This window comes from Phenylobacterium sp. (assembly GCF_030693405.1).
Taxonomy (GTDB): Bacteria; Pseudomonadota; Alphaproteobacteria; order Caulobacterales; family Caulobacteraceae; genus Phenylobacterium.
In genome coordinates this window covers 1-17,962 of record NZ_JAUYAW010000011.1, presented here as the reverse complement: position 1 = coordinate 17,962, position 17,962 = coordinate 1, and the positions used below count along the sequence as shown (strand labels likewise).

At 67.9% G+C, this 17,962-nt stretch carries 15 protein-coding genes; 7 read left to right on the top strand and 8 right to left on the bottom strand.

From position 1 onward, the window contains the following. Positions 1-16 precede the first annotated feature (16 nt). The gene (locus tag Q8N19_RS02630; RefSeq protein WP_305588090.1) at positions 17-2,512 is read right to left on the bottom strand and encodes a ribonucleotide reductase; all 2,496 of its coding nucleotides are present in this window, start codon (positions 2,510-2,512) and stop codon (positions 17-19) included. A 169-nt stretch (positions 2,513-2,681) separates the two neighbouring features. Here Q8N19_RS02630 and Q8N19_RS02625 point away from each other — a divergent pair, with 169 nt between their 5' ends. Beyond that, complete coding sequence (locus tag Q8N19_RS02625; RefSeq protein ID WP_305588089.1) at positions 2,682-3,077, top strand: NADH:ubiquinone oxidoreductase subunit NDUFA12; 396 nt, start codon at positions 2,682-2,684, stop codon at positions 3,075-3,077. Positions 3,078-3,082: 5 nt separating this feature from the next. After that, positions 3,083-3,676, top strand: a complete 594-nt coding sequence (locus tag Q8N19_RS02620; protein ID WP_305588088.1) for a DUF2155 domain-containing protein — start codon at positions 3,083-3,085, stop codon at positions 3,674-3,676. Here Q8N19_RS02620 and aat read toward each other — a convergent pair. Genes aat through aroQ form a run of 4 tightly spaced genes read right to left on the bottom strand, consistent with a single transcriptional unit; the run spans position 3,622 to position 6,566 of the window. Beyond that, the gene (gene aat / locus Q8N19_RS02615) at positions 3,622-4,269 is read right to left on the bottom strand and encodes a leucyl/phenylalanyl-tRNA--protein transferase (RefSeq protein WP_305588087.1); all 648 of its coding nucleotides are present in this window, start codon (positions 4,267-4,269) and stop codon (positions 3,622-3,624) included. The genes Q8N19_RS02620 and aat overlap by 55 nt on opposite strands. Before the next feature lie 4 nt (positions 4,270-4,273). Then, positions 4,274-5,626, bottom strand: a complete 1,353-nt coding sequence (gene accC / locus Q8N19_RS02610) for an acetyl-CoA carboxylase biotin carboxylase subunit (RefSeq protein ID WP_305588086.1) — start codon at positions 5,624-5,626, stop codon at positions 4,274-4,276. Between the two features lie 4 nt (positions 5,627-5,630). Next, positions 5,631-6,101 carry an acetyl-CoA carboxylase biotin carboxyl carrier protein gene (gene accB, locus Q8N19_RS02605; RefSeq protein ID WP_305588085.1) on the bottom strand — a complete coding sequence of 157 codons (471 nt, stop codon included), beginning with the start codon at positions 6,099-6,101 and terminating at the stop codon, positions 5,631-5,633. A gap of 27 nt (positions 6,102-6,128) precedes the next feature. Continuing rightward, on the bottom strand, positions 6,129-6,566 hold the full coding sequence (gene aroQ, locus Q8N19_RS02600) for a type II 3-dehydroquinate dehydratase (protein WP_305588084.1): 438 nt from the start codon (positions 6,564-6,566) through the stop codon (positions 6,129-6,131). Between the two features lie 89 nt (positions 6,567-6,655). On the opposite strand from aroQ, the gene thiS reads away from it, so the two are divergent. Together thiS and Q8N19_RS02590 are read left to right on the top strand one after the other, a co-directional pair. Beyond that, a complete protein-coding gene (gene thiS / locus Q8N19_RS02595) occupies positions 6,656-6,856 on the top strand; it encodes a sulfur carrier protein ThiS (RefSeq protein ID WP_305588083.1) in 201 nt (66 codons plus the stop codon). 1 nt (position 6,857) lies between these two features. After that, complete coding sequence (locus Q8N19_RS02590; RefSeq protein WP_305588082.1) at positions 6,858-7,658, top strand: thiazole synthase; 801 nt, start codon at positions 6,858-6,860, stop codon at positions 7,656-7,658. Here Q8N19_RS02590 and Q8N19_RS02585 read toward each other — a convergent pair. The 3 genes from Q8N19_RS02585 to Q8N19_RS02575 all read right to left on the bottom strand — a co-directional run bounded on the left by Q8N19_RS02585 (position 7,655) and on the right by Q8N19_RS02575 (position 12,654). Next, on the bottom strand, positions 7,655-8,368 hold the full coding sequence (locus Q8N19_RS02585; protein ID WP_305588081.1) for a DsbA family protein: 714 nt from the start codon (positions 8,366-8,368) through the stop codon (positions 7,655-7,657). The genes Q8N19_RS02590 and Q8N19_RS02585 overlap by 4 nt on opposite strands. A gap of 71 nt (positions 8,369-8,439) precedes the next feature. After that, positions 8,440-9,885 (bottom strand): M48 family metalloprotease, encoded by a 1,446-nt coding sequence (locus Q8N19_RS02580; RefSeq protein WP_305588080.1) that lies wholly within the window; start codon positions 9,883-9,885, stop codon positions 8,440-8,442. Positions 9,886-9,933: 48 nt separating this feature from the next. Beyond that, entirely contained in the window at positions 9,934-12,654 is a 2,721-nt protein-coding gene (locus Q8N19_RS02575; RefSeq protein WP_305588079.1) for a ribonuclease E/G, read from the bottom strand. A 404-nt stretch (positions 12,655-13,058) separates the two neighbouring features. On the opposite strand from Q8N19_RS02575, the gene Q8N19_RS02570 reads away from it, so the two are divergent. The 3 genes from Q8N19_RS02570 to prfB all read left to right on the top strand — a co-directional run bounded on the left by Q8N19_RS02570 (position 13,059) and on the right by prfB (position 17,932). Then, entirely contained in the window at positions 13,059-14,249 is a 1,191-nt protein-coding gene (locus Q8N19_RS02570) for an N-acetylmuramoyl-L-alanine amidase (RefSeq protein ID WP_305588078.1), read from the top strand. Between the two features lie 103 nt (positions 14,250-14,352). Next, entirely contained in the window at positions 14,353-16,734 is a 2,382-nt protein-coding gene (locus Q8N19_RS02565) for a penicillin-binding protein 1A (protein WP_305588077.1), read from the top strand. Between the two features lie 84 nt (positions 16,735-16,818). After that, a protein-coding gene (gene prfB, locus Q8N19_RS02560; protein WP_305588076.1) for a peptide chain release factor 2 occupies positions 16,819-17,932 on the top strand; the annotation gives its coding sequence in 2 pieces (ribosomal slippage) (positions 16,819-16,887 and positions 16,889-17,932; 1,113 coding nt in all). Positions 17,933-17,962 lie beyond the last annotated feature (30 nt).

Here is a 17,962-nt window from a genome sequence, read left to right as displayed (position 1 = left end):
TTCGCCCAAACAGCGCTCAACCTGTGGCGTCGTCGAATCGACCAGCCCGCGCCCCGCAGGTTTCGCAGATCATGCTGGCCCCTTTTCGGACCACGGCGATGTCGCCGCAGGCGGGGCAGACATCGGCCGCCTGAGCGCTGGCCGCCCGGGCGGCCCGGTGATCGGCCAGGGACAGGACGACAAGATTGTCCGGCGCCGCACCCCGGGAGAAGCCCTTGGAAATGTAGCGCGAGGCCGGCTGCGGCTCGCCGGCCGACAGGCTGTTCTCATCGGCCTTGCCCCGACCCAGACCATCGGCGTTCAGCTCATCGGGATCGGCGTTGGCGAGGTCGTCGCGCCCCAGGTACGAGACGCCCAGCTCGCGGAACACATAGTCCAGGATCGAGGTGGCCGAGCGCACGGAGTCGTTTCCGGTGACGGGTCCGGCAGGCTCGAAGCGGGTGAAGACGAAGGCCTCGACGAACTCGTCCAGCGGTACGCCGTATTGCAGGCCGATGGAGACGGCGATGGCGAAATTGTTCATCAAGGATCGGAAGGCGGCGCCTTCCTTATGCATGTCGATGAAGATCTCGCCGAGCTCGCCTTCATCGTATTCGCCGGTATGCAGATAGACCTTGTGGCCGCCGACCGAGGCCTTCTGGATGTACCCCTTGCGGCGGTCCGGCAGCTTCCGTCGCGCCCGCTCGCGCTCCACCACGCGCTCGACAACCCGTTCGACGACAGGTTCCGGGGCGGCCTGCGGGCGGGGACCAGATTCGCTGCGGGCCGCCTCGCGGGGCGGCGGCAGGTCGAGGCGCTGGTAGGCGGCTGGCTCGGCCCGGGCGATCCGCACCAGCGGAACGCCGGCATCCCGGGCCTGGGTCAGCAGGGTCTCCACATCCTGGGGCGTGGCGTCCCAGGGCAGGGTAAAGTCAGCCTGCGCCGGACGGGCGAGCACAGGTCCCAGATGCGCCAGCATGGTCAGATAGGGCGCAGGGCCCAGGTCATCGGCCGTGAGGAAGATGCTGCGCTGATCGGGCGCGAGTTCGGGCCCATCCAGCTGGCTGGATCCCAGGGCGTAGGCCTCAGCCTGATCGATATCGGCGTCGGTGAAGCCCATGACCCGCAGGGCGTCGAAGCGGGGATCGTGCAGATCCTCGCCCGGCGCGCCCAGCACGTCGGCCAGGAAGCCCTCGCCGATCACCTCGGGCCGGAAGGCTTCGCTGAGCGTGGCGCAATAGGGCAGGGCGGCTTCGACCGCGCCGATCTCATGCTCGGTGAAGCCGCGGGCGGTCAGGGCGGCGTGATCGATGCCCGGCGCGTCTTCCAGGGTGCCATGGCCCAGCAATCGCCAGCGGGCGGCGTCCAGGTCAGCGCCGACGGCCCGCAGGCCGCAAAGGGCGGCTTCGCTCATCACGCGGACCACCTGGCCATCGGCGGTTTCGGCGAAGGTGACCGGCCCCTCCCAGGGTTCGCCGGCCGGGCTCGCCCCGCCGAGCATTAGGGTGAGTTCCGGGTCGTCGAACAGGGTCAGGCCGCCGGTCAGGCGCGGACAGGCCAGCCGCGCGGTGCGGGCCGCGCCCTCGAACAGGGTCAGGGCGGCGCCCCGGCCGGCTTCCGAATCATAGGCGTGGCCATGGGCCGCGAGCCAGTCGGCGAGGCCTGCCAGGCCAAGGGCCGCAGGCGCGCCGTCCGTCATGGCCGCCAAAGCGGTGGCCAGCAGGCCGATGGTGCGGTGGAAGGCGTCGTCGTCGAAGTCCTCACCGGTTCCGAAGGCCATGAGGGTGACGGCGCCGTGCGCGGCCGCGCCTTCAACGGAGGCGTCGAAGGCCACGGTCAGTCGGCCGGTCTCCCAGGCGGTGAGACCCAGGGCGCGGTGGAGCGGAGCCGTAGCCTGCCGACCGACAAGGGCCAGGGCCTGGGGCGTGTCGGCCTGGTCCGGCAGACTGACCGCGAGGCGGGTTTCACCGGCCCTGGCCAGGGCGATGGCGTCAAGGATGGCGGCGTCCGATGCGCCAGTGGCGCGGGCGGCCTCAGCGGCCCGGGCGAGGCTGGGATTGCGATGCGGGTCGGCGCAGGCGTCGGGATCGCCCTGGCACCGGTGGACGGCGTCCACCACCCCCTGACGGCAGGCGGCCATGGCCAGGACGGCGTCCCGGGCGGCGGCGGCACCTCTGTGTTCGGCGCGCAGTCGACCCAGTCGCTCCGCTAGGTCATCGTCTTCGGTCAGGGCGATCGGCTCGGGACTCGCCACCGGACGCAGCGCGATTCGCCCAGCCATCAGGGCTGCGCCCAGCTCCCGCCGGAACCGGCCGCGGGCGCCGACGCCCTCGAACAGGCCCTGACGCTGGCCGGCCTGAACCAGCTCCTCGGCGAAGCGGAAGATGGCGGCGGGCAGATCCGGCTCGCCGCCGGCCCAGTCGAGCCAGGCCTCGACCTGAGCGTTGGGCCAGGCGGCCGGGGCCAGGACCTCGACAACATTGCTGCTGCGCTCGAGCGTCCGACGCTCCATCTTGCCGCTCTCCAGACTCATGACAGACTCCCTCATCGGCGAGCCTAGGAAGGTGAGTCCCGCCCGGCAATAGATGTTGGGTCTGGAGACGCGTTCATCCCCAAGATGTTGACTTGCGCGGGGTGCTGGACGGTTTGGGGGCGGAGACCTATAGTCCGCGCGAAATTCCTGCCAGCCGGGTCAGTCCAACGTGTTCAAAGCGATCTTCACCTGGTGGAACGGCGCGACCCTCGGGGCCCGCTTCCACATCGGCCGCCGTGGCGTTTTCGTCGGGCAGGACGACTATGGCAGCCGCTATTACGAGGCCAAGGACGCCTCGGATTCCTACGATGGCCGCAAACGCCGCTGGGTGATCTATTCCGGCTATGCCGAGGCCTCCAAGGTGCCGGCCGAATGGCACGGCTGGCTGCACTACACCTTCGATGAGCCCCCGACGGTTCAGCCCCTGCTGCGGCAGGCCTGGGAGAAGGACCATCGCCCGAACCTGACCGGCACCGTCCATGCCTATCGTCCGCAGGGCTCCCTGGCCCGGGGCGGGGAGCGTCAGAAGGCGACGGGCGACTATATTCCCTGGACTCCGGAATAGGGCCCATGCGCCGCCTGCGGCCCCTGATCCTGGGCGTCAGCCTGACCGCCCTGGTGGCGGCGGGCGCCGTCGTGGCGCAAACCGCGCCCGAGCCTCCTGCAACCGCCCCGCCCGCAGCTCCGTCGCCGGCGCCGGAGGCGATCGCGCCGTTGCCTGTGCCCCCGCCGGAGCCTGCGCCGGAAATCGCCGCCGAGCCTGAACCCAAGACCCCACGCGCGCCGGAACCTCCGCCAGAGCCAAAGCCGCCGATCAAGCGCGCGCGCTATGACGTGGCGATCATTCAGGCCCTGGACAAGGTGAGCGCCGAGACAATCCGCTTTGAGGCGCCGGTGGGGCAGCCCATCCGCTACAAGAGCCTCGTTTTCACGGTGCGGGCCTGCGAACTGTCGGCGCCCGACGAGCGCGCCCCTGACGCCATGGCCTATATGACCGTCGACTCACAGCCCCGAGCGGTCGCTGGGCGGCCGACCCCGCCGGCCCGGCAGATCTTTCGTGGCTGGATGTATGCCGCAGCGCCTGGCCTGAACCCGTTGGAACATCCGGTCTACGACGCCTGGCTGATCACCTGCAGGGCGGCGACGCCGGCCAGGGCGGGTTGATCGCCAAAGTCCCCCGTCGTCTGCAGGGCTTCGGCCAAGCGGCGATGATAGGCGGCCCTCGGTATCTCCTCAGCGTCGAACTGGCTGAGATGGTCGGTGATGAACTGCGCGTCCAGCAAGCGGTAGCCGCCGAGGATCAGCCGGGCGACAAGGTGCACCAGGGCGACCTTTGAGGCGTCCGTGGCCCGGGAGAACATGCTTTCCCCGAAGAAGGCCCCGCCAAGCGATACCCCGTACAGTCCGCCCACCAGCCGACCGTCGCGCCAGCACTCGACGCTGTGGGCGCGCCCCATGGCGAACAACTGGCCGTAGAGGTCCTGGATGATCGGGTTGATCCAGGTTTCGCGGCGGTCGGGCGCCGCCTCGGCGCACAGCGCCACAACCTGGTCGAAGGCGCTGTCGAAGCGGATATGGAACGGTTCGGCCCGCACTGTCCGGGCGAGCCGCCGGGGGACGTGGAAGCCGACCAGAGGCAGAACGCCTCGGCGATCCGGATCGACCAGGAAGATCTGATCGTCCTCCCGGGCGTCAGCCATGGGAAAGACACCCCGGGCGTAGCAGGCCAGCAGTTGCGCCGGACCGAAGGTCTCCATGACCTCAGGCTTCGTCAGCCTGCGCCTTGATCCACTTTTCCAGCCAATGGATGTTGTAGTCCCCGGCGATGATCTCGGGCTGGTGGATCAGGTCCTGGAAGAGCGGAATGGTCGTATCGACCCCGCCCACGACCATCTCGCCCAGGCAACGGTTCACCCGGGCCAGACACTCCTCGCGATCGCGACCGTGCACGATCAGCTTGCCGATCAGGCTGTCATAGAAGGGCGGGATGACGTAGCCGGCATAGACCGCCGAATCCAGGCGAACCCCAAGGCCGCCAGGCGCGTGGAAGTCGGTGATCCGGCCCGGCGACGGGGTGAAGGTGCGCGCGTTCTCCGCGTTGATCCGACACTCGATGGCGTGGCCTTCGAAGACCACCTGCTCCTGGGTGAAGGACAGCGGCAGACCCGCGGCGATGCGGATCTGTTCGCGCACCAGGTCGATGCCGGTGATGGCCTCGGTGACCGGATGCTCCACCTGCAGGCGGGTGTTCATCTCGATGAAGAAGAACTCGCCGTTCTCATACAGGAACTCGATGGTGCCGACGCCGAGATAGCCGATGGCCTTGATCGCATCGACCACCACTTTGCCGATCTTGCTGCGGGTCGCAGCGTCGATGGCGGGGGAAGGGGCCTCCTCCAGCACCTTCTGGTGGCGACGCTGCAGAGAGCAGTCGCGCTCGCCCAGGTGGCAGACATTGCCGAAGGAGTCGGCGATGACCTGGATCTCGATATGGCGGGGCTTCTGGAGATAGCGCTCCATATAGACCGCATCGTCGCCAAAGGCCGCCTTGGCCTCTGACCTGGCGGTCGACACGGCCTCGGCCAGACTCTCGCGGTCGAGGGCCACCTTCATGCCGCGCCCGCCGCCGCCAGCGGCGGCCTTGATCAGGACGGGAAAGCCGATCTCGTCGGCCGCGGCGATGGCCTCTTCCTCGGTGGTCAATGCGCCGGCCGAGCCGGGGACGACCGGAATGCCGGCCCGCATCACCGCCTGCTTGGCCGTGATCTTGTCGCCCATCATCTGGATGTGCTCGGGCTTGGGCCCGATGAAGGTGAAGCCGTGGGCGCCGACGATGTCGGCGAACCGGGCGTTCTCCGACAGGAAGCCGTAGCCCGGATGGATCGCCTGGGCGCCGGTGATCTCGGCCGCGGCGATGATGGCCGGGATGTTGAGATAGCTCTTGGCCGCCGAGGCCGGGCCGATGCAGACGCTTTCGTCGGCCAGCCGCACCCACATGGCGCCGGAATCGGCCTCGGAATGCACCGCGACCGTGGAGATGCCCATCTCCTTGCAGGCCCGGTGGATACGCAGAGCGATCTCGCCCCGGTTGGCGATCAGGATTTTTTCAAACATCGAACTACTCGATGATGACGAGCGGCTCGCCGAACTCGACGGGCTGGGCGTCGGAAACCAGGATCTCGACCACCTTGCCGGCGCGCGGCGCCGGGATCGGGTTCATGGTCTTCATGGCTTCGATGATCATCAGGGTCTGGCCGGCGGTGACCGTGTCGCCGACCTTGACGAAGCTGGGGGAGCCCGGCTGGGGCTGAAGATAGACGGTGCCGACCATCGGCGAATTCACCGCGTCACCAGCCGCACGCACCGGCGCGGCAGGGGCGGCGGGGGCTTCAACCGCGGCGGCGGTGGCAGGCGCGGGGGCGGGGGCGGCGACCGTGGCGGTGACCGACACCTGGCGGGCGACGCGGACTTTCAGCCCGTCGCGCTCGACCTCGATCTCCGACAGTCCCGTTTCGTTGAGGATGTCGGCCAGTGTGCGCACCAGACGTGCGTCAAGCGGATCGGCGGAAGCCTTGGGGCTGCTAGCCATGGATAGGACCCTTGCTGCTGGGAGGCGTCAGGCGCTGAGACGCGCTGCGGCCTCGACGGCCAGTTCATAGCTCGCCACGCCGAAGCCGGACACGACTCCCGTCGCAGCGAGGGACACATAGGTATGGCGGCGGAACGTCTCGCGCGCCGCCGGGTTCGAAAGGTGGCACTCGACGATGGGGACCTCGAGAGTCTTCAGTGCGTCGAGCAGAGCGATGGAGGTGTGGCCGTAGCCTGCAGGATTGATCACCAGGGCGCTGGCGGCGGTTCGCGCCTCCTGCACCCAGTCGATCAGCACACCCTCATGATTGGACTGACGGAACTCGATCGTCCGGCCAAGGGCCTGCGCCCGGCGCTCGCAGGCCTTGCGAACGTCGTCCAGGGTCTCTTTGCCATAAATCTGAGGCTCGCGGACGCCCAGGAGGTTGAGATTGGGGCCGCTCAGCACATAGATCGGTTTGGACATTCGGCTCCGCCGGCGATTCCGCTGTCTTGTAACGGTCGCAGGCGGGGGTCACAAGCACCGCAAGCCCCAAGGCGCGGCGAGAGTTGAGCATGAACCTGACCATCAACGGCGAAGCCCGCGCCATGGCGCCCCTGCCGCATCTGGCCGCGCTGGTCACGACCCTGGGGCTTGATCCCCGAAAGGTGGCGATCGAGCGTAATCTGGAGATCGTGCCGCGCTCGGCCTATGAGCAGACCCCGGTGGCCGACGGCGACCGGATCGAGATCGTGCACTTCATCGGAGGCGGCTGACATGGACGACATCGGGACCCCGACCCTGAGCGCCGCAGACACCTGGAGCGTCGCCGGCCGCACCTTCACCTCGCGGCTCATCGTCGGAACGGGCAAATACAAGGACTACGCCACCAACGCCGCCGCCGCCGAGGCGGCCGGGGCCGAGATCGTCACGGTGGCGATCCGCCGGGTGAACCTGTCTGACCCCAGCCAGCCGATGCTGGTGGACCATGTGAAGCCTGACCGCTTCACCTTCCTGCCCAACACCGCCGGCTGCTTCACCGGCGAGGATGCGGTCCGCACCCTGCGCCTGGCCCGGGAGGCCGGCGGCTGGAACCTGGTCAAGCTCGAGGTGCTGTCCAACACAAAACACCTGCTGCCCGACATGGAGGAGACCCTGCGGGCCCTGAAGCTGCTGATCGCCGACGGCTTCGAGGTGATGGTCTATTGCAGCGATGATCCGGTCTATGCGCTGAAGCTGGAGGAGGCAGGCGCCGCCGCCATCATGCCGTTGGGCGCGCCCATCGGTTCAGGCCGCGGCATCCAGAACATGCTGAACCTCGGCCTGATCATCGAGCAGTCCAAGGTGCCGGTGCTGGTGGACGCCGGGGTGGGCACGGCCTCTGACGCTGCCGTGGCCATGGAGCTGGGCTGCGATGCGGTGCTCATGAACACTGCCATCGCCGAGGCGCGCGATCCGATCCTGATGGCCAGCGCCATGCGCCATGCGGTCATCGCTGGGCGCGAGGCCTACCTGGCCGGGCGCATGCCTAAGCGGATGTACGCCGATCCGTCTTCGCCCCTGGCCGGACTGATCTAGCCCGCGATCTTCTCGGCCTGGGCGGAGGTGATGGCGGCCTTGACCGCCTCCATGTCCGCGCCGGAGATCAGGCGGTTCCCGATCACGAAAGCCGGGGTGCCGTTGATCCCCAGGCTGGCGGCCAGTTCATGGGTGTCCACCAGCTGCTGCTGGATGGCCGGCGCCTGGGCGGCTTTGCGGGCGGCGGCCGGGTCGATCCCGACGGCGCGCAGGTGGCGGTCGAGCGCCGCATCGTCCAGGGACTTTTCAGCCATCAGCCGCTCGTGCAGCTCCAGCGTCTTGGGCTTGGCCAGGTCAGTGAGCATGATGGCGGCGGTTTCGTCGGACTGTTCACCGAAGATCGGGAACTCCTTGAACACCACCCGTACGTCCGGGTTCTGCTCGATGATGCTGGCCATCTCGGTCGCGGCGATCTTGCAGTAGCCACAGCGGTAATCGAAGAACTCGGTGACGGTGATGGTCCCGTTGGGATTGGCCACGAAGTCCCGCGGATCCTGTTCCAACGCCGCCCGGTGCGTCTCGATCGCCGAGGTGGCCGCCTGGGCCGCTTCGGTCTCGCGTTTCTTTCCGAGCGCCTGCACCGCCTCTTCGATCACCTCGGGGTTTTCGATCAGATAGGCGCGAACCTTTTCGCCAAAGGCGTCGTCGCCGGTGCGGTCACAGGCGGCCAGCGCCAGGGTGGAGGCGCAGAGCGCCGCGAGGACAGGCAAGGATTTTCTCATCGGGAAACCAGATAGGGATGTTTGGCGCCGGTTGCGACCCTGTTGGCCAAGGTCGCCGGCTAGCGAACGGAGCCAGAGCGGATCGCGCCTTCCTGGGCGAGCTCGCGCAGGTCGTCGCGGGACGGGTTCGAGGTCAGGACGATATCGGTCGCGCGGCGCCATTCAGGGGTGTCGCGGGTCAACAGATCCCTGGCCCGCATGGCGAAGACGCGAGCCTGCTGGCGATCGCCCACATGGAAATTGTACTCCGCGGTCGCCAGTCGCGCCGCGCCGTCCTCGCCCCGGCGATCATGGCCCTCGGCCAGCAGACGCCAGGCCACGGCGTTGTCGTTCTCCTGGGTCAGGGCCTTGCGCAGTTCATTGATGCCCTCGTCCAGCTTGGCGTCGTCGTTCATGGCGATCAGGGTCTGGCCGAGATTGACCCGCAGCAGCGGGGCCTCGGGCATCAGCTCAACTGACCGGCGCTGAGGCGCCTCGGCCTCGGCGGTGCGTCCGAACTCGAACAGAATCTGGCCCTTCAGCTCCCAGAGATAGGCGTTTTCCGGCTGCTCGGTGAGCAGGGCTTCGATCAACCGCAGGGCTTGGTCCGGCTCCTTCATCTGGTAGTAGGCGATGGCCCGGGCGTAGCGGGCCGGATAGCTCTTGTCGGCTTCGCTATAGTCGACGATGGCCCGCTGCGGATTGAGGAAGCCCTGCAGCTTGGCCTGCATGATGCGGTGCCGCTCCATGGCCTCATCGCTGTCGACCTTGTCCCAGTCGGGCAGGGTTTCGGCCTTGCGGCGCAGGGTGTCGATCCGCTCAGACGACAGGGGGTGGCTGCGGAAATAGGCGTAGCGCCGGGCTTCCTGGAAGACCTCCTGATAGCGGAAATTGTCGAAGAACTCGACCAGGCCCCGGCCTGAGAGGCCGGCCCGGTCGAGGATGTTGAGGCCCGCCTGGTCGGCGCGGCTTTCCTGTTCGCGGCTGTAGCCCAGGGCCGCCAGGGTTCCGAACTGGCTGGCGCTGCCCATAAGGGCGATGGCGGCGTCGCCGGCGCCGGCGAAGGCGGCCAGGACGCCGAGGCCCATGGTCAGCAGGAAGGGCTGCATGCCGGCCCTCTGCATTTCTCCAGAACGCGCGCTATGACCCGCGGCCAGGTGACCGACCTCGTGGGCGATGACGCCCTGAAGCTGATTGGGGTTTTCCGACTCGAGGATCAGGCCCGTGAAGAAACCCATGGTGCCGGGTGCGGCGAAGGCGTTGAGTTCGCGGCTGCCGATCAGCAGGATCTCGATGCTGTCGGGATTGATGCCGGCGGCCTCTAGGATCGGGCGGGAATCGGCTTCGAGAATCGCCTCGATCTCGGTGTCCCGGATGAGGGACAGGCCCTTCCCCTGCTGCGCCTGGGCGGCGAGGGGGGCGAGCGCCAGGGTCGCGGCCAGGGCGAGCCGTCCGGCGAGGCGCCGAACCGGCTTCAGTTGGCGAAGAAACGCACCTGGGAACGGGATAGGCAGGGGGGAGGCCATGCACACTCTCTTGCTCGCTTCCCCCCTGCCCATCTGCAGACTAACCCGTCAGCCGCGCCGCCACCAGCCACGGCGGGGCTTGGCGGGCGGAGCGGTGATCTCAGCCGGATCGGGCCCGGCCGGTTCGGTGGCCGCGACGGTTTCCACCGGCTGCGGGGCCGGCGTAGCCACGGGTGCGGGCGCGGGCGCGGGCTGCGGTTCCGGTTGAGCCTCCAGTTGCGGTGCAGGTTGCGCTGCGACCGGGGCGGATTCCTCAGCCGCCTCGGCGATCACTTCGGCCACGGCATCGGCTTCGGCCTTGGGCTCGGCCTTGCGGCGAGTCCGGGTGCGCTTGGGCTTGGCCGGCTCGGCGGCGGGCGTCTCCTCGGCGGTGATGACGGGGGCTTCAGCCTCCGCAACACCTTCGGGAGCCTCGATGGCGGCCTCCGGCGACGCGGCCTCTACGGCCTCGGCCGCCGGGGACTTGGCCTTGCCGCGGCTGCGCCGCCGCTTGGGCTTGTCCTCGGGCTCGGGGAGCTCGACCCAGACATCGTCCTCGCCGGAGGCGTGGACCGGGGCGCGGGTGATGGGCGCCTCAGACTGTTCGGCCGTTGCGGACGGCTCCGGGGCAGGGGCCTGGGCGGCGATGGCGCCGGTCGTGACCTCGGGGACCGCCATACGGGGGTCTTCCGAGAGGTCGAACCAAACGAAGGGGTCTTCGCCATAGGGGACCCAGGGACGGACCCAGGCGAAAGCCTCGCCGGGACGATCCTCGCGCAGGCGCCGGCCGCCGCGGCGACCGCGGCGACGGCGACGGCCGCCATTCTCGTCCTCTAGGCGGGTGTCGGCCTCTGGCGCGGGCGCCCGTTCTTCCTCGTCGCGACGACCGCCACGGCGGCGGCGACGGCGACCCCGGCCACGGGTTCGGCCATCGGCGTCATCCTCGCCGGAGGCTTCCTCGCGGGACTCGCCCTCATCGTCGTCATCATCGTCATCAGCGACGACAGCGGAGCGGGCGGGGGCCGGGCTTTCGTCCTCGCCCTCGTCCTCGTCCTCGTCTTCCTCGTCTTCGTCCTCATCCTCGAAGGAATCGTCGAAGCCGTCGTCCTCAAGGGGCTCAAGGCGCGACCTGGCCGAGGGGATCGGGATGGCGTGGTCGGGACGGGTCTCGCTGGCCGTGCGCTCGATCTCGTAATCGGCGTGGGGCATGGCGTCGTCCACCACCACGGTGACGAACAGGCCAAAGGTCTCGTGGATGCGGGCCAGATGGGCGCGCTTCTCATTGAGGATGTAGAGGGCCACGGCGCGGGGCGCCTTCAGGGTGGCCTCGCCGCCGCCCTTGAGGGCCTCGATCTCCAGGGCGCGGAGGGTGGCCAGCGCGCTGGACTCGACGGAGCGGACCCGGCCGGTGCCATTGCAGTGCTCGCAGACATGGGTCGTGCCTTCCAGCACGCCGGTGCGGCGGCGCTGACGGCTGATCTCCATCAGGCCGAACCCGCTGATCTTGCCCATCTGGATGCGGGCGCGGTCGTCCTTCAGGGCGTCCTTGAGCTTCTTCTCGACGGCGCGATTGTTCTTCGACTCATCCATGTCGATGAAGTCGATGACGATCAGGCCCGCGAGGTCGCGCAGGCGGAGCTGCCGTGCCGTCTCTTCGGCGGCCTCCAGGTTCGTCTTGAGCGCGGTGGCTTCAATGTTGCGCTCACGGGTCGACTTGCCGGAGTTCACATCGACGGCCACCAGGGCCTCGGTTTGGTTGATCACCAGATAGCCGCCAGACCGCAGGGGCACGACGGGGCTGTAGATCTGCGAAAGGTGGTCCTCGACCTTGTACTTGACGAAGAGGGGCTCAGGGTCGCGGTAGAGCTGCACCTTCTTGGCCTGGGACGGCATCAGCATGCGCATGAAGTCGCGCGCTTCCTTGAAGCCGGCCTCGCCCTCGACGAACACGCCGTCGATATCCTTGTCATAGAGGTCGCGGATCGCCCGCTTCACCAAGTCCTCTTCCTCATAGATGAGGGCGGGCGCGATGGAGTGCAGAGTGTTCTCGCGAATATTCTCCCACAGACGCAGAAGGTACTCGTAGTCGCGCTTGATCTCGGCCTTGGTGCGCTTGGCGCCAGCGGTGCGGACGATCAGGCCCATGCCCTGCGGCACGTCCAGGCCCTGGACGACGCTCTTCAGGCGCTTGCGGTCAGTGGCCGTGGTGATCTTGCGGCTGATGCCGCCGCCCCGGGCGGTGTTGGGCATCAGGACGCCATAACGACCGGCCAGCGACAGATAGGTGGTCAGCGCCGCGCCCTTGTTGCCGCGCTCTTCCTTGACGACCTGAACCAGCATGATCTGCCGGCGACGGATCACTTCCTGGATCTTGTACTTGCGCATGAGGCGCCGGCGACGACGGGCGACCTCTTCTTCCATCACATCGTCTTCATCGACGGTGGCTTCAGCGTCCTCATCATCCGGATCGGCGCTGCGGCTTGCGGGCTCGAAGGAGTCGTCCTCCTCGGCCTCTTCACGCATCAGCGCTTCCCGGTCGGCGACCGGGATTTGATAGTAGTCCGGATGAATTTCATTGAAGGCGAGGAACCCGTGACGGTTGCCGCCGTACTCAATAAAGGCCGCCTGGAGACTGGGCTCCACACGGGTCACCTTGGCGAGGTAGATATTCCCTCTGAGCTGTTTCCGGTTCTTGCTCTCGAAATCAAAATCTTCAACGCGCGTTCCGTCGATGAGAACCACACGCGTCTCTTCGGCGTGGGCCGCATCGATAAGCATCTTCTTCGACATTTAGTGAGTCTCCACGGCGCGCCACGAAACTTGCGTTCGGGCGCTGCCGGCTAATCATGAGGGCGCGTGCAGGGTCTCTGTTCACAGCGACGGAGGCGGCCGCGAGGCCGGCCAGACGCCGGAATGGGGCTCGTGCGACGCTGCCCATGGGTGTGTCCTAGTCACGCCTGCAAGGCGGGGATCGGTGGAGCGTCGTCGCCGAACTTCGGTCGGGCCGACGCAGGTGTTCGCGCGGAATGGCGGGCATGTGAGTCAGGCCCCTCCTTGCGCGGGGCGACTTTGCAACACCGAAGGAAAAAAGGAAAGCCGTCCTCGTGGCGCAGGGGCGCTTAACCCTTTTTCCACGGGGATGGGCTTTAAGAGAGGTTCAACGTCGCAGAAACGTTTGGTGGGTGTGTAAGCGTATGCTCGCAAGGCTGGGCAGGGTCTTCCGGAAGGCGCGGCTGCTGTGCGCCGGTGTCGCCGTGGCGACCCTGGGCGGCCTGGCGGTTGTCGCTGTGTCCCACGCTGCGGCCCCGGGGGCTGGGGTGCTGGGCGTACGCTTGGGCGGCGACGGCGCCGAGACCCGTCTTGTCATCGACCTGGATCGCGGGGCCACCGGCAAGGTGAGCCAGGATGGCGAGGGCGGTCGTGTGGTTCTCTCCCTGCCGGGCGTCGAGGCCGGGGCCAGCCTTCAGGGCTCTGGCCGGGGCTTGGTCAAGGCGTGGATGATCGACAATTCGCAGGGCGCCGCCCGGCTGCAGGTGGACCTGACAAGCGCTGGTGTCATCAAGCGGCGCTTCCTGCTGCCGCCCGCCGATGGCGTCAGCCATTATCGCTACGTGATCGACATCGCCGCGGTCGGTCCGCCCACCGCGACCTTCGTTTCCCGCCCCGCCCGACGCCCGACACCCACGGCCGCCAAGCCGCTGCCGCTAAAGAAGGTGGTTGTGATCGACGCTGGCCATGGGGGACGTGACCCTGGCGCCCGCGGCGCCCGGGGCTTCGAGAAGGACGTGACCCTTGCCGCGGCCCTCGCCCTGCAGGACAGACTGGTGCGCAGCGGCAAGTACAAGGTCGTCATGACTCGCAGTAGCGATGTCTATGTGCCCCTGGAAAGCCGGGTGCAGATCGCGCGCCGGGCCGGTGCTGACCTTTTTATCTCTCTGCACGCTGACGCGGGCGCCGACGCCACCACCCGCGGCACTTCGGTCTACACCCTGTCGGAACAGGCCTCGGGCCGGGCGGCCAAGTTCGTGTCCAAGGACGATTGGTTCATGAACACCAGCCTCAGCGGCGGTGATCAGGGTGTTCGTGACATCCTGTTCGATCTCACCCAGAGGGCGACCAAGAACCGCTCAGCGACCTTCGCCGAGCTGGTGCTGGCCCGGGCCGACCCGCACATGCCTCTGCTGCGTCGCAGCCATCGGGACGCGGGATTCGTAGTTCTGCTGGCGCCTGACGTCCCGGCCATCCTGCTCGAAATGGGCTTCATGACCAATGTGCACGACGAGGCCAATCTGCTGGACGGCGCCCGGCGGACCCGCTTCATGAATGCGATTGGCGACGCCATCGACGACTATTTCGCACAGCAAGGCCAGCTCGCGGCCCGCTGAGGCAGGACCTCTACGGCGCTCAGCGTCGCGGCCGTTGGCGCCCGGGCTGTTGCGCGTTAGATGACGGTCTGACAGGCGAGGGCGCCTGCGGAGGTCAGCACAGTTGCATCCCCCAGAGAGATGGGTCGCGATCGCCGGCGTTGCGGTTCTGAGCCTGATCGCCGTGGCGGGCTTCGCCGTGGCGATCTACGCCGCCTGGCTGTTCCATGACATGCCCGACGCCGGGGATCTGGTGGACTATCGTCCGCCCACCTCAACGCGCGCCTATGCCTGGGATGGCACCCTGATCGGCGAGTTCTCTCGGGAACGCCGGATCTATGTGCCCTACGACCAGATGCCGCCGCACATGGTGCAAGCCTTCATGGCCGCGGAGGATCGCAACTTCTTCCAGCATGGCGGCGTCGACGCCATGGGCCTGACCCGGGCGATGATGAAGAACGTCCTCAACGCCGTTCAGGGCCGGCGCCTCGAGGGCGGCTCGACCATCACCCAGCAGGTGGCCAAGAACGTCCTGCTGACCAGCGACGCCACCATCGGTCGCAAGTTCAAGGAAGCCGTGCTCGCCCAGCGGCTGGAGAAGACGCTCAGCAAGGAGCAGATTCTCGAGCTCTATCTGAACGAGATCTGGCTCGGCTACCGCTCCTACGGCGTGGGGGCCGCGGCCTACAACTATTTCGGCAAGTCGATCACCGACCTGACCGTGGCCGAGGCGGCCTATCTGGCGGCCTTGCCCAAGGGGCCGCAGAACTACCATCCCCAGCGTCGCAAGGCCGCCGCAATCGCGCGCCGCAACTGGGTGATTGGCGAGATGGCCGACCTGGAATGGATCACCGAGGCCCAGGCCGCCGAGGCGAAGGCTCAGGATCTGGTGGTCCAGGCCGCCCCGACGCGGGCCAAGTACCGGGATGCCGATTATTTCGTCGAGGAGGTCCGCCGTCGGGGTCTCGAAACCCTTGGGCCGCGCCTCAATGAGGGCGGCTACTATATGCGCACCACCCTCGATCCGGCCCTGCAGACGGCCGCCCGGGTGGCGCTGATGGACGGGCTGGAGGCCTACGATCGCCGGCATGGCTGGCGGGGGGCGTGGGGCAAGGTCGAGCTGAACGACGGCTGGCAGGCGGTCGCCCGCAATGCCGCCGCGCCGGCCGAGCGCCGCCGCTGGCGCGCCGCCGCCGTCACCCGCGTGGCTGGCGGCGATATCCAGGTTGAAGTCGCCGAAAGCGGGGCCGCCGGGCCCCTGGTCAGTCAGGACGTGTCCTGGGCCCGGGCCGGCAAGGGGCTCGCCGTGGGCGATCTGGTCTTTGTTGAGCCCACCGAGGGCGACGGCGGACCGTTCCGGCTGCGCCAGGTTCCCCAGGTGAACGGCGCGTTGGTGGCCATCGAACCCCATTCTGGCCGGGTCCTGGCCATGGTCGGGGGCTATTCCTTCTCCCTGTCGAACTTCAACCGAGCCACCCAGGCCATGCGCCAGCCGGGCTCGGCCTTCAAGCCGATCGTCTACGCCGCCGCCCTTGAGGACGACTACACCCCGGCCAGCGTGGTCATGGATTCGATGATCACCCTTCAAGGCCGGCAAGGAGAGACCTGGACCCCGGAGAACTACAATCGCCAGTACTATGGCGCCCTGACCCTCCGTCGCGGGCTTGAGTTGTCGCGCAACGCCATGACCGTTCGCCTGGCCCAGGGCGTGGGCATGCGCAAGATCAGCGACCTGGCGGTGCGAATGGGGGTCGTCGACAAGATGGACCCAGTCCTGGCCATGTCCCTGGGCGCCGGAGAAACCACCCCGTTCCGGCTGACCGCGGCCTATGCCGCATTCGTGAACGGCGGCCGCCGGATTGAGCCGCATCTGATCGAGCTGGTGCAGGACAGGGAGGGCAAGGTGATCTACCGGGCCGACCGGCGCGACTGTCCGCGCTGCGCCGCGGGTTTCAATGGCGATGAGAGCCCTCGCGTGCCCCTGGCCGGCGAGCAGGTGATGGACCCGATCACCGCCTATCAGATCACCTCCATGCTGCAGGGCGTCGTCCAGCGCGGTACGGCGACCTCGGTCTCGGTGTTGGGGCGCCCGGTGGGCGGTAAGACCGGCACGACCAACGAGTATCGCAGCGCCTGGTTCGTAGGCTTCACGCCGCAGATCGTGGCCGGCGTGTTCATCGGCTTCGACGACAACCGGCCCCTGGGCTTTGGCGAGACGGGAACGACGGCGGCGACGCCGATCTTCACCGCCTTCATGCAGGAGGCCGTCAAGGGCGTGCCGGAGACGGACTTCCAGGCGCCTGAGAACGCCAAGTACGCCACCGTCCGGGGCATTCGCGAGGCCTTCCGCCCTGGGACCGAGCCCCGGGCCCCGACCCAGAGCGTGACCCCCGGGTCGAGCGGTCCCATGCCCTATAACAAGGTCTGGCCCGATGGACGGGTGAGCGGGGCTGGCAATGCTGGCGAGGCCGCGGCCCCGGCCGATGAGATGAGCGGATTGTATTAGCCCCTCGGCCGCGTTATCCCCGCGGCCCCCTGATGCCCCCGCAGCCTTGCGTCGCGGGGGTTCACCGATTGCCAGGAGCGATCCATGAGAGCGGATGTCGAGGCCATGGCGGCCGACATCGAGCAGTCCATCGGACTGCTCAGGAGGCGTCTTTGACTGGGAACCAGCCCTTCGTCATCTCGATGAGCTGAACGCCCGGGTCGAGGATCCGACCCTGTGGGACAATGCGGCTGAGGCCCAGGCCCTGATGCGCGAACGCCAGCGTCTGGCCGGGCAGGTGGACGCTGTGCGCACGCTTGAACGTGGCCTGGAGGACGCCCTGGCCCTGGCCGAAATGGCCGACGAGGAGGGCGATGAGGCCAGCCTTGACGAGGCCCGCGATGAGCTGAAGGCGATCAAAGACCGGTCCGCCCGCGCGGAGCTGGAGGCTCTGCTGTCTGGCGAGGCTGACGGCAATGACGCCTATGTGGAAATCAATTCCGGGGCCGGCGGGACGGAGTCCAACGACTGGGCCGGCATGCTGTTGCGCATGTACAGCCGCTGGGCCCAGCAGCACGGCATGAGCGTCGAGCTGATCGAAGAGACGTCGGGCGAGCAGGCCGGGATCAAGTCGGCGACCCTGCAGGTCAAGGGCGCCAACGCCTATGGCTGGCTGAAGACCGAGGCCGGGGTCCACCGGCTGGTGCGGATTTCACCCTTCGACTCGAACGCCAAGCGCCATACCAGCTTCGCCTCGGTCTGGGTGTTCCCGGTCGTCGACGACACGATCGAGATCGAGATCAATCCGGCCGACGTGCGGACCGACACCTACCGGGCCTCGGGCGCCGGCGGCCAGCACATCAACAAGACCGATTCCGCCGTGCGGCTGACGCACATTCCCACCGGCGTGGTGGTGGCCTGCCAGGCGGGCCGCTCGCAGCACGCCAACCGGGAAGAGGCCTGGAAGATGCTGCGCGCCAGGCTCTATGAGCGTGAACTTCAGCGCCGGGAAGCCGAGCAGCAGGCCCTGGAAGACCAGAAGACCGACATCGGCTGGGGACACCAGATCCGCTCCTACGTCCTGCAGCCCTATCAGATGGTCAAGGACCTGCGGACCAACGTGGAGACCTCGGACACCCAGGGCGTGCTGGATGGTGATCTGGATGAATTCATGGGCGCCTCCCTGGCCCAGCGGGTCGGCGCCACGCGCGACGCCTGACCGTGTCGGACTGAATGCAAAACGCCCCGG

Bases quoted from the DNA above. Each gene is read 5' to 3' on its own strand.
- Q8N19_RS02630 (WP_305588090.1), bottom strand. From the start codon at position 2,512: ATGAGTCTGGAGAGCGGCAAGATGGAGCGTCGGACGCTCGAGCGCAGC.
- Q8N19_RS02620 (WP_305588088.1), top strand. From the start codon at position 3,083: ATGCGCCGCCTGCGGCCCCTGATCCTGGGCGTCAGCCTGACCGCCCTG.
- aat (WP_305588087.1), bottom strand. From the start codon at position 4,269: ATGGAGACCTTCGGTCCGGCGCAACTGCTGGCCTGCTACGCCCGGGGT.
- accC (WP_305588086.1), bottom strand. From the start codon at position 5,626: ATGTTTGAAAAAATCCTGATCGCCAACCGGGGCGAGATCGCTCTGCGT.
- accB (WP_305588085.1), bottom strand. From the start codon at position 6,101: ATGGCTAGCAGCCCCAAGGCTTCCGCCGATCCGCTTGACGCACGTCTG.
- aroQ (WP_305588084.1), bottom strand. From the start codon at position 6,566: ATGTCCAAACCGATCTATGTGCTGAGCGGCCCCAATCTCAACCTCCTG.
- thiS (WP_305588083.1), top strand. From the start codon at position 6,656: ATGAACCTGACCATCAACGGCGAAGCCCGCGCCATGGCGCCCCTGCCG.
- Q8N19_RS02590 (WP_305588082.1), top strand. From the start codon at position 6,858: ATGGACGACATCGGGACCCCGACCCTGAGCGCCGCAGACACCTGGAGC.
- Q8N19_RS02580 (WP_305588080.1), bottom strand. From the start codon at position 9,885: ATGGCCTCCCCCCTGCCTATCCCGTTCCCAGGTGCGTTTCTTCGCCAA.
- Q8N19_RS02575 (WP_305588079.1), bottom strand. From the start codon at position 12,654: ATGTCGAAGAAGATGCTTATCGATGCGGCCCACGCCGAAGAGACGCGT.
- Q8N19_RS02570 (WP_305588078.1), top strand. From the start codon at position 13,059: ATGCTCGCAAGGCTGGGCAGGGTCTTCCGGAAGGCGCGGCTGCTGTGC.